This is a genomic window from Bacillus sp. EA-CB0995 (assembly GCF_055814245.1).
This window is the reverse complement of the sequence record NZ_CP169269.1, coordinates 551910-564293: the sequence shown is the minus strand read 5'-3', so window position 1 is coordinate 564293 and position 12384 is coordinate 551910. Positions and strand designations below refer to the sequence as shown.

Sequence of the window (12384 nt, the reverse complement as noted above, 5' to 3'; positions counted from 1 at the left end):
CATGTTTCATTATTTAAATGAAGCATATCCATGGTCAGCCATTACTACACTCCCATTAATGGCATCTGCTTCTTCTAATGAAAGAAGATAGACTACATCAGCAAGTGCTTCTGGATTCGTTAACTCATTACCCATAACTTTCGTTTTCATAGATTCAATCATACTATCGCTATATCCATGAAGAATAGGTGTATCGACAACTCCTGGTGCTACCGCTACTACACGAATTCCGTATTCAGCTAATTCAAGCGCTGCAGATTTTGTCATCATAATAACAGCACCTTTTGTTGCGTGATATGCAAATGTACCTGGAGAAGCTAAGAAGCCAAAAACAGAAGCTGTATTTATAATTACACCTTTTATATTTAATTCTTTCATTTTCTTTCCTGCTGCTATAATTCCATAGGCAACACCATGTTGATTAACCCCAATTACTTTTTCATAGCGATCCATATTTTGATGAAGCACTGGACCTGCCCCGCCAATTCCAGCATTGTTAAACATAATATCAATTCGGCCATACGTTTCTACTGCGATATTAACTAGATTTTCTACTTGCTCGTACTGTGAAACATCTGTCTTAACAAAAATAGCTGTTCCACCTTCAGCTTTAATGAGGTCTACAGTTTCTTTTCCACCTGTTTCATTAACATCAGCGACTACCACCTGATCCCCTTTTCTTGCAAATTTGATACATGTTTGTCGACCAATTCCACTTCCTCCGCCTGTAATTACAGCAACTCTTCTTGTCATCATAACTACTCCCCTATACGCGATAAGATTTCTTGCAATAATTGTAACACTTCTATACATTAAATATTATTAAAACATACTTATCATTGCTTAAGTAAGACTTAATAAAAGAGGTCGTGTTTATATGAACATTGAACAATTAGAATACATAGTTGCGGTTACAAATGCAGGTTCTTTAACCATTGCAGCACAAAATATGCATGTCACATTATCTGCTATCAGTCAATCAATCTCAGCATTAGAAGCAGAATTAGGGGTATTATTGTTTACACGCTCTCGATTGGGTACAATCCCTACCGCTGAAGGAAAAAGTATTATTAAAAAAGCTGCTGAAGCATTAGAGAAACTCCAGGAGTTAAAAGATGAGGCTAACGGGTTCGCAAATACCGGACGTGGTGAATTAAGAATTGCAACAATTCCTGGCCCTATGCCGTTATTGGTTCATACAGTAACAAATTTTAAAAAGGATTATCCAAATGTAAAAATAGAGATATTTGAAAAAGGTTCGCAGGAAATACTAGATGATATTCGCCAACATAAGATTGACATGGGTCTAATTATTCAATTTGAAGACATTGTTCATAAAGGTAGTGGATTATTGCTTGAACCATTGTTAAAAGGAAAAATGGTTATTGGAGTCAGCCGTAATTCACCTTTAGCATTTAACAAATCAATTACTCCAGAAGAACTGTTAGCTCATTCTTTAGTTTTATACAAAGATGATTACGTCGAATGGTTTATGAACCAGTTTACAACTGCATATGGCTCTGTTGATATTCTTTTTACCACTAACAATACAGATGCCATCCTAAAAACTATTAAAGACGGATTAGCTATCACTGTTGGTCCTGATTATTCTTTTCCTAGTGAGGAAACTTTACTAAAAAAAGACATTGTAACCATTGAACTTGAAGTTCCTAAGCAACAGGATGTCTATTTCGCCTGGGTACGTTCAGAAGGAAAACATTATTCTCAAATTTGTAAGAACTTTATTACTAGATTGAAACATGAGCTTTAACATAGAATTAGACGGGAATCATGAAGAAATTGATACATTATTAATCTCATAATAGATACCGTACCTCTATATTAATTCTGGCGCAAAATCTCAAGACCCTTGTAAAAATCTATCAAGTTAAAGTTGAAATCGTTTCAAACAGCGAAATAAGGTAAAACTTCCATCAGTGGGGGCTTACTGCCCGTTAATGCGGGATGAATGCTTGCTGGACTAGAAGCGATGAGAAGGATTAAAAAAGGACAGACTTTTCAAAATGAGAAGTCTGTCCAAAAACAATACACTTATATTTTTAATCCATATATTTTTCACACCAGAACCCTCACACAATAAAGTGAAACTTCCATCAGTGGGGGTTTTCTTCATCCCCCACTGATGGCTAGTTGAACCAATCGGGCTTTTACGGGCAGTTATCCTCACCTATCTTCTTTGCTTCTCTCTGAATCTTGAGGTGGGGTCTTACTGCCCGTTAATGCGGGATAATTTCCATCCTTATCAATCAATTATGAAAAAGATTCGGTTAGTTTTAAAACAATTCCGGTTAACTATGAAAACTCACATCACACAACTTCGGTATCCCACTGATGCTCTTGTTCTACAAAAACAATTCCCAGTTCGTGATGCTCTCCTTCATAAATCGCATGTTGTACAAGACGAAGTTCACCATTCGTATCAATAACTTCCATTTTACAAAAAGCGCCTGTTGTTTTTGATTGCAGGGCATTGTAAAACTCGTCCACATTAGTCGGACTGATTCCATTCACTTTCACAATCATTTCCCCTGGTTTCAAGTCCATCGTTGTTCCAGCTGTACCTGGAATTGTGTCTAATACAACTAAGCCATGATCACGAGAGGAAAAATATGCAGGGCGCTTTTCATCCTCTAAACGTTCTTGCACAGTAATCGTAAGACGACCAAGCATTGCTGCTCCCATAGCTACAATTGCTAGTGTATGCCACCAGTAACTTGCTATTCCTAATAGAAGAACAACTGCAGCTAATCCAAACACACGACGACCTGTAAATAACAATGCTCCTTTTGGCTCAAAACTTTTAATTGTTCTCATAAACCCAATTAGAAATGGAATTAAGAATAAAGAAAACTTTTGCGACCCGACAGATACAACCGGCCACCAAGACACAAACTGCGTTATAGCGTCACCTGGTACAAGAACAAATATCGGTACTAACCATAATCTTTTTGATTCATGCAGTCCAATATTTAAACCACGTTTTCCTTTTCGTAATTTCGGCGTCGAATAGTTCGCTGCGTTCTTAGAAATAAGCAAACCTTCCACAACTAACATAAGTCCAAGTAAAATCGCTAACGACACGACACTGCTCTCTTCTCCCTCACGAAGCTGTAAGAAAGAGACTGGGAGTTTTGAAGATAATAACGTCGCTGCAATCGCAATTCCGAATGTGTATGCAGGAGATAAGTATCTATATTGAGCAATAAGAGCAAAGAATACCGTCCAAATTGCTATCATAAACACACTTGCTTGTGAGATAACAAGCCCCATTCCAACTGTAATCAATGATAGAATGAGTCCAAAACCAATTCCTGCGAATGCAGATGTACGTAATTCATACAAAATATCATACACCTTAAAGGAAAAATCTTTCCGTTCTCGTAGTACTCGTAAATATCCAACAAAAAAGCTACTTATAAAGAAAATATACAAAGCAGGATGTGCGAAGAAACGCACAATTGCCTTCACAACTTCTAACGACCAAACCTCCATGAAACGATTCACCACCATTTGTAATATATTTCATTTCTGCCGCACTTAATGAGCAGTAAGACTTCCTGCCTACAAGAATTCAATTGCCATTATGTAGGATATACCCCCAATAATGGAAGTTTTATTTTATCTTATCACAATTAATCAAACGTTTGTTTAACACATAAAAAAATATACAGGCTACGCAAGCCTGTATATTTTTTTACCTTTCACCAGTGAAATAAAGTCCCATTCGGAGATAGATAGAGAAATACCCGATTGGTTCAACTAACCATTTGGAGAAAAAGCATCTCCAAATGGAAGTTTCACTTTACCCCGCATTAACGGACAGTAAGACTCTCTCAAGAAGATAAAGACAACTGACAACTGTCCGTAAATGCCCGATTGGTTCAACTAACCATTTGGAGAAAAAGCATCTCCAAATGGAAGTTTCACTTTATTTCGCCATTAATTTTAAAGCTGTTTGTAGCTGCAGGTCGTTTTCACCAGAACGAATTTTTTCAACGATTTTGTTTTGGATTGCTTCTGCTGTCTTTTTATCAAGCTGACCCGTTGCATTCATATCGTTTGCATTTTGGAATGCTTTCACAGCTGCTTCTGTTTCTTTACTAAAATAGCCATCTTCACGCCCCGGCTCATACCCAAGACTCTTCAACATCTCTTGTGCATGCTTCACTTGCTCATCGTTATCATTGTAAGACAATGTTTTTTCAATTTGAATTGGCGTTGCGTAGTAGTAATCAGGCTGCTTCACTTCGACCGTCGGTTCAATTCCTTTTTTATGAATCCAATTGCCGTCCGGTGTTAACCATTTAAACATCGTCAGTTTAATGTTACTACCATCCGTAAACGGTACAGCTTGCTGAACAGTACCTTTACCAAACGTTTTCTCACCAATAAGAGGATAACCTTCTCCTTCATGTAAAGCTCCTGCTAAAATTTCAGAAGCAGATGCGCTGCCTTTATCGACTAATACAGAAATCGGATATGGTTTCTTCTCTTTTAATGATGTATAGAACTTTTGCTTTTCACCATTACGTTGTTCTATTTGAACCATTGGCTTTTGGTCTGTCATCAGCACTTTTAAAATATCTTCAACACTCGTTAAATAACCACCTGGATTTCCACGCACATCAATAACAAGTCCTTGTATATTTTTCTTTTCAAGATCTTTCAATTGATCTTTAAACTCTGTTGCTGTTTTTTCAGAGAATGATGTGATTTGCATATACCCAATATCTTTCCCATTCTCTTGCTTCACAGAGCTAAATACAGTCAAAATCGGAATTTTATCACGCTTAATTTTAAATGTTAACGGATCATTAACTCCAGAACGTTTTACCTCAAGCGTAACCGTTGTTCCTTTCTTTCCTCGAATTTTCATAACTGCTTCTTCGCGGGATAAGTCTTTCACACTGTTTCCATCAACTGTTAAAATTTGATCGTTCGGTTTAAGACCAGCCTTTTCTGCTGGAGAATCTTTAATCGGCGAAACAATCATTAACTTATCATCCGTTTTATTTACTTCAGCACCAATTCCTTCTAACTCTGGATCAAGCGATTGCTCAAATTGCGCTGCTGTTTTCTTATCCATGTATGTAGAGTATGGATCTTTCAGCGTTGCAAGCATCCCTTGAATAGCTCCTTCAACAAGCTTGTCGTCGTTCACATCCTCAACATAACGTGAATCAATTAGTGCATACGCTTCGCGAATTTTATCCACATCCGCTTGTCTTACATTGGCATTTTTCCCTGTAATTGATTGCACTGTGTAAGAGCTATTTTCAAGCCAATGCATACCTGCGAACATTCCGCCAGCGCCAATTAAAAACGCAACAATCATTCCAATAATCGCAACTCTACGTTTCAATGCGGAATTCCCCTTTCCGAACACACAATGGTGTATGAAAAGGCATCACACACTGTGCGATGCCTTTATCTATTTCTACTATATGATAAGCTTGTACGAAATATGTTTGCAACTTTTTACACTTATATTTTTAAGAAACGACGGATAGACATAACGCTTCCCCACATACCGATTAATCCACCGATTAGCATTAATAACGCAGATAGCTCGAAAACGAATGGGCTATATGAAAGCAATTCAAAAATTGTTCCGCTAAATTTCTCATTAAACATAGCTTGAAGCGAATTATACGAAGTTAAGATTACAACAATTGGAATGATCGACCCTAGTATACCTAGGAATAACCCTTCTAATAAGAACGGCCAACGAATAAACCAGTTTGTCGCTCCAACAAGTTTCATAATTTCGATTTCTGTGCTTCGTGCATAAATTGTAATTTTAATTGTATTAGAGATTAAGAACATTGCTGTAAATAAAAGACCAGCAATTAATACAATACCAATATTACGACCAGCTTTTACTGTATCGAATAGTTTTTCTACTTCACCTTGTCCGTATTGTACTTGATTTACAAATTGCATTTTCTCAATTTTCTTTGCAACACTTGCTGTATCAGTTGGTTCTTTTGCTTTTACAACATATACGTCTTTTAATGGGTTATCTTGCTCAAATAGCTCAAAGGATTTCCCGCTATCTCCTAAACTTTTAATCAATCTTTTTAGCTCTTCATCTTTAGAAGAATATTTAATAGAATCGACTTGCGAAATCTTTGAAATATCTTCTTTTAATTTCTGTTGATCTTCTTTCTTAGCCGCTGGATCAATGTGTACACGAATCTCTACATCTTGCTCTACGTTCGTTGCAAAATGGTTCATATTCATAATTGCTGTTAAAAAGACACCTACAAGCAGTAATGTAACTGTTACTGCACTTACAGAAGCAAATGTCATCCATCCATTACGGGATAAATTTTTGACACCTTCTCGTAAATGTCGACTAAGGGTTTTAGTCTTCATATCCGTATCCTCCCTCAATCTCGTCTCGAGCAATTTTTCCGTCTTCTATCGCAATTACACGGTGACGAATTGTATTTACAATATCCGCATTATGCGTTGCCATAATAATTGTTGTATTACGCTCATTAATGCGTTTGAAAATATTCATAATATCCATCGCTGTATCCATATCAAGGTTACCTGTTGGTTCATCGGCAATTACAACTTTCGGGCGATTCACAATCGCTCTTGCAATTGCAACACGTTGTTGCTCACCACCAGAAAGTTCACTTGGCAATGCATCAGCACGATCGTCAAGACCTACAAGACTTAACACTTCCATAACACGCTCACGAATCACGTCTGGCTCTTCTTCAATTACCTCTAAAGCAAATGCAACATTTTCATATACAGTTAACCTCGGAAGCAACTTGAAATCTTGGAAAATCACGCCTAGCTGGCGACGGAAATACGGTACATCGCGCTCTGCTAAAGATTCAATTACTAAACCATTTACATTAATAGAACCTGTAGTCGGTTTCTCTTCACGATACATCATTTTAATAAATGTAGACTTCCCGGCTCCACTCGGTCCTACTACATATACAAATTCACCTTGCTTAATTTTAACTGTGAGTCCATTAGCAGCTTTCATGCCGTTTGGATACTCCTTATAAACATTCGTCATTGTTATCATTATTTATCACCCAATATTAATGATTTTTTTCGACACTTTATACTCTTCGTTGTTTAGCCATAGCGATCACAATATTCAATCTTTCGCTGCGTCTCTAACCAATCGCTATTTCAGCTTCTCATGTATGTAAAACTTTTTCTTCAAAATTCTACAAAAGATACTACGCCCTACATTGTACCATTATTCGGTTTCCAATTCGGATACAACTTTGTTACAGTTGTGTTACACAGCGCAGAATATATGACATGACACAAACAAATAAGACCTTCTGTCATCAAGTAAAAAGGTCTTATTTGTTTGAATTTCATACACCAATGGCTGAAGACTGCCGCATAAGAATGCTAATTTTCTTCTATACAGAAGAAAATTAGCATTCATGTTTGAACAGTCAGCTCCACTTTTCTTGTCCAGCTCTAGCGGCTAGAATCTCCGGTCGTTTCGCCCCCTCGAACGAGGCAAAAAGCGCCTCTCTGTCGGGGGCTCCAACGTCCTGCGATTCTGAACGAGCCGCTTCCGCTTTTCTTTCTTACTTCTTCTCAGCTAGCCATTCTGCAACTTTTTTCGCGTCTTCGCCTTGGATTACACCAGCTGGCATAATGCCGCGGCCTTTAGCGATAATGCCTTCAATATCTTCTTCTGAATATTTTCCGCCCACTTTTTCTAACGATGGTCCAGATAATCCTTTTAGATCATTACCATGGCATCCTGCACAGCTTTTTTGGAATATTTTTTCAGCGCTATCTGTGCTTGCCTGTTGACTAGGACTAGAAGGTTTACTTTCTTCCGTTTTCCCGCATGCTCCTAATGCAAGAGCTAATGATGTACCTGCTACAATCATCAACAATTTCTTTTTCATCTATATCGCTCCCTGCTGTTAATTAATCCCTCAATAGCATTATAATGATTTTCCTGCAATTTCAAAACTTACCTGCATAACCAATATTCCCCTAAACGAGAAGGGACACTTACAGGCATAATGCTTTTCAGTAATTGTTTCAATTTTGTGAACGAATGACATGATGCAAAACAACAAATTTTCCTAGCATACAGAATACGAAAATCATTCCATTCTTCTGATCAATTACTCCCAACATTTTGTTATTTTCTACTTTTTACAAAACAATATACAAGCTTGTATGCTACAACTACATCCACCAAAAAGAGAAGTTGCCTGGCAACTTCTCTCCTCTTTCTCTCCCTCTAGACAGAAGGTATACTCCTCATTGCCTCACGCATGTGCCAACGACCTGTTGGCATTTTTTCGTACCGATGAAAGTTTCACTTTATGAAATACGAGAACGTAAATACGCATCAATAAATGCGTCAATCTCTCCGTCCATAACCGCTTGAACATTCCCGATCTCTGTATTTGTACGGTGATCTTTCACAAGAGAATATGGATGGAATACGTATGAACGAATTTGGCTTCCCCATCCGATTTCTTTTTGTTCACCGCGAATTTCATCAAGCTCCGCTTTTTGTTCTTCTAATTTTTGTTGGTACAGTTTCGCTTTCAACATTTTCATTGCATGCTCACGGTTTTTAATTTGTGAACGCTCAGATTGACATGTTACCACAACATTTGTTGGAATATGTGTAATACGAACAGCTGAGTCCGTCGTATTAATATGCTGTCCACCCGCACCGCTCGCACGGTACGTATCTATTTTTAAATCTTCTGTACGTATTTCAATTTCAATATCATCGTTAAACTCTGGTACAACTTCACAAGATACAAACGATGTATGACGACGGCCAGATGAATCGAATGGTGAAATACGTACAAGACGATGTACGCCTTTTTCTGCTTTTAAGTAACCGTAAGCATTATGTCCTTTAATTAATAACGTAACACTTTTAATCCCAGCTTCATCTCCAGGAAGATAATCTAACGTTTCTACTTTAAAACCGCGTTTTTCCGCCCAGCGTGTATACATACGAAGCAGCATAGAACCCCAATCTTGTGATTCTGTTCCACCTGCACCTGGATGCAACTCTAAAATAGCATTATTCTTGTCGTGTTCTTCGTTTAACAATAGTTGAAGTTCATATTCATTCATATCTGCAGATAAAGTTTTCACTTCATCTTCAAGCTCCGCATGCAGCTCTTCATCGTATTCTTCTTTTACAAGTTCATGCGTTACTTCTAGATTTTCAAACGTTTCGTTAAGCGTATTAAACTTACCAACCATGTCTTTTAAAGCATTTGCTTCATTGATGACTGTTTGTGCACTTTTTTGATCATCCCAAAAGCTTGCACCCATCATAATTTCTTCTAGTTCTGCAATTCGCTTTTCTTTTCCAGCGAGGTCAAAGAGACCCCCTAAAAGCCGCTAATCTCTTAGCCAATTTCTCTAGTTCTTGCCTAATTTCTACTAATTCCATTTTGGTCACCTCTATGTAATTACTATTACCTTTTCCATTTATCCCGCTATTTGCGGGCAGTAAGAACCCATTTCACTTTATACGAACAACAAGGCAAACTCTCTCTGCTTTTGCGAGAGAGAGTTCATCTCTTGTTATTATATGAATGTTCACGGAAATTTTCCATCCATGAGGTAAAACATTCTGAACAAAGCCGCTTCCGCTTTTCTTTATTGTCTAGCTCCAGCGGCTAGAATCTCCGGTCGTTTCGCCCCTCGGACGAGGCAAAAAGCGCCTCTCTGCCTTAGGCTCCAACGTCCTGCGATTCTAAACGAGACGCTTCTGCTTTTCTTTATTTCCCAATTCCACAGCAGTTTTTGTATTTTTTCCCGCTGCCACATGTGCATAAATCGTTACGGCCTGTTTGCTCACCTTTTACGACTGGTTTCTTTTTTGAAACTCCAGCTCCATCTCCGTCTTTGGGATGAACCGCTTCTCCTTGCGCTACTTCTTGACGCTCTAAGTTTTGTTCGATTTCCGCTCTCATAATATAACGAGAAATATCTTCTTCAATAGAAGCAATCATTGCTTCAAACATCGCAAAGCCTTCCATTTGATATTCACGAAGCGGATCAATTTGACCATATGCACGTAAATGAATACCTTCACGTAAGTGATCCATCGCATCGATATGATCCATCCATTTCGAGTCTACAACGCGGAATACAACTACTTTTTCAAATTCACGTATTTGTGCTTCCGGCATTTGTGCTTCCTTCTCGTCGTAGCGCTCTTTCACTTTCGCAAAAATGCTATCGATCATTTCTTCTGGCGCTAAGCGGCGTAATTCTTCTTCTTTCACATCACCGTCTTGTAGAAGAGTTGTATTTAAGTATTCAACAAGACCAGCAATGTTCCATTCTTCTTCTAATTCCTCTTGCGTATGAAGAGCTACAACACGTTCTACTGTAGAATGCATCATTCCTTCAATAATGCCGCGCAGATTATCTGATTCCATTACATCTTGACGCTGCTTGTAAATAACTTCACGCTGCTGACGAAGTACATCGTCGTATTGAAGAAGCTGCTTACGAGCATCGTAGTTATTACCTTCTACTCGTTTTTGTGCAGATTCAACAGCGCGAGATACCATTTTACTTTCGATTGGCTGAGAATCATCCATACCGAGACGATCCATCATCGCTTTCATATTATCAGAACCGAAGCGGCGCATCAGTTCATCTTCCATTGATAAGTAGAACTGCGTCACACCAGGATCTCCTTGACGTCCTGAACGACCGCGCAGCTGATTATCAATGCGTCGGCTTTCATGACGCTCTGTACCGATAACGGATAAACCACCGTTTTCACGTACGCCTTCTGCAAGCTTAATATCCGTACCACGTCCAGCCATGTTCGTTGCAATTGTTACCGTACCTGGATGACCTGCTTCAGCGATAATTTCTGCTTCGCGTGCATGGTTTTTCGCATTTAAGACATTATGGCGCACACCTTTTCTCGTTAACATCTTCGAAATTAACTCAGACGTTTCAATCGCTACTGTACCAACAAGAACTGGTTGTCCTTTTTTATGACGAGCAACAATATCATTTACAACCGCATTAAATTTTCCTTCCATCGTTTTGAAAATTAAATCTGCACGGTCATCACGAACAATTGGTCTATTCGTCGGAATAACAATAACCTGCATATTATAGATGTTACGGAATTCTTCTTCTTCTGTTTTCGCTGTTCCTGTCATCCCAGAAAGCTTCGCATACATACGGAAGTAGTTTTGGAATGTAATCGTTGCAAGCGTCATACTTTCATTTTGAATTTCAACGCCCTCTTTTGCCTCAATCGCTTGGTGCAATCCTTCGCTGTAACGGCGCCCTTTCATAAGACGACCTGTAAATTGGTCAACAATTACGATTTCGCCTTCTTGCACAACATAATCTGTATCACGCTGCATCACAACATGAGCACGCAACGCTTGGTTAATATGGTGAAGAAGCGCTACATGTTTTAAATCAAATAAATTTTCAATGTGGAATGATTTTTCTGCTTTGTTGATCCCTTCTTCCGTCAACATAACATTTTTCGTTTTCACATCGAATGTATATTCTTTTTCATTCGTTAATGTACGAACAAATGCATTCGCAAATAAATATAATTCCGTAGACTTTTGCGCTTGTCCAGAAATAATAAGCGGTGTACGTGCTTCATCAATTAAAATCGAGTCTACTTCATCGATGATGGCAAAATGTAATGGACGCTGTACGCGTTGTTCTTTATAAAGCACCATGTTATCACGTAAATAGTCGAATCCAAGCTCATTATTCGTACTGTACGTAATATCAGCAGCATACGCAGCTTGCTTCTCTTCTCGTGACATATGATTTAAATTGATACCAACTGTTAAACCAAGAAACTCATGTAATTGTCCCATCTCACTTGCGTCACGCTGCGCTAAGTATTCATTCACTGTAACAACGTGAACACCTTTTCCTGTAAGGGCATTTAAATATACTGGTAATGTAGAAGTTAACGTTTTACCTTCCCCTGTCTTCATCTCAGAGATATTCCCTTCATGCAGGGCAATACCACCCACTAACTGAACAGGATATGGACGCATGCCAAGTACACGTGTTGCCGCTTCACGTACGACTGCAAAAGCTTCTGGCAATAAATCATCCACTGTTTCACCTTTTGTTAATCGTTCTTTAAACTCTACTGTTTTTCCTTTTAATTGTTCGTCTGTCAGTGGTGACATTTGAGGTGCTAATGCTTCGATTTGATCCACGGTTTTCTGCATACGTTTTACTTGACGTTCATTTACATCAAACACCTTTTTTAAAATACCGATCATGGGAATACGCTCCTCTTTATTAAAATAAAACTTCCATCAGTGTTTTTTATTGCTCTTTTCACTGATTGGTCGCTAT

9 protein-coding genes are annotated in these 12384 nt (G+C 38.4%); 1 reads left to right on the top strand and 8 read right to left on the bottom strand.

Annotation, left to right across the window (positions count from 1 at the left end; all coding sequences use genetic code 11):
* Positions 1-9 precede the first annotated feature (9 nt).
* Positions 10-756, bottom strand: a complete 747-nt coding sequence (locus ACEWFJ_RS02925) for an SDR family NAD(P)-dependent oxidoreductase (RefSeq protein WP_473690332.1) — start codon at positions 754-756, stop codon at positions 10-12.
* Between the two features lie 121 nt (positions 757-877).
* On the opposite strand from ACEWFJ_RS02925, the gene ACEWFJ_RS02920 reads away from it, so the two are divergent.
* Complete coding sequence (locus ACEWFJ_RS02920) at positions 878-1771, top strand: LysR family transcriptional regulator (protein WP_473690330.1); 894 nt, start codon at positions 878-880, stop codon at positions 1769-1771.
* A gap of 557 nt (positions 1772-2328) precedes the next feature.
* Here the strand turns inward: ACEWFJ_RS02920 and ACEWFJ_RS02915 are convergent.
* The 7 genes from ACEWFJ_RS02915 to secA form a co-directional block, all read right to left on the bottom strand.
* Positions 2329-3531, bottom strand: a complete 1203-nt coding sequence (locus ACEWFJ_RS02915) for a PDZ domain-containing protein (protein WP_473690328.1) — start codon at positions 3529-3531, stop codon at positions 2329-2331.
* Between the two features lie 418 nt (positions 3532-3949).
* Entirely contained in the window at positions 3950-5383 is a 1434-nt protein-coding gene (locus tag ACEWFJ_RS02910; protein ID WP_473690326.1) for a S41 family peptidase, read from the bottom strand.
* Positions 5384-5505: 122 nt separating this feature from the next.
* Complete coding sequence (gene ftsX, locus ACEWFJ_RS02905) at positions 5506-6399, bottom strand: permease-like cell division protein FtsX (protein ID WP_253630873.1); 894 nt, start codon at positions 6397-6399, stop codon at positions 5506-5508.
* The gene (gene ftsE, locus ACEWFJ_RS02900; RefSeq protein WP_302850578.1) at positions 6389-7075 is read right to left on the bottom strand and encodes a cell division ATP-binding protein FtsE; all 687 of its coding nucleotides are present in this window, start codon (positions 7073-7075) and stop codon (positions 6389-6391) included. The genes ftsX and ftsE overlap by 11 nt, the downstream gene beginning before the upstream one ends.
* A gap of 526 nt (positions 7076-7601) precedes the next feature.
* Positions 7602-7931 carry a cytochrome c551 gene (gene cccB, locus ACEWFJ_RS02895; protein WP_429719910.1) on the bottom strand — a complete coding sequence of 110 codons (330 nt, stop codon included), beginning with the start codon at positions 7929-7931 and terminating at the stop codon, positions 7602-7604.
* Between the two features lie 427 nt (positions 7932-8358).
* A protein-coding gene (prfB, locus tag ACEWFJ_RS02890) for a peptide chain release factor 2 (RefSeq protein ID WP_473690323.1) occupies positions 8359-9460 on the bottom strand; the annotation gives its coding sequence in 2 pieces (ribosomal slippage) (positions 8359-9387 and positions 9389-9460; 1101 coding nt in all).
* Between the two features lie 331 nt (positions 9461-9791).
* Positions 9792-12308 (bottom strand): preprotein translocase subunit SecA, encoded by a 2517-nt coding sequence (secA, locus tag ACEWFJ_RS02885; protein WP_473690321.1) that lies wholly within the window; start codon positions 12306-12308, stop codon positions 9792-9794.
* Positions 12309-12384 lie beyond the last annotated feature (76 nt).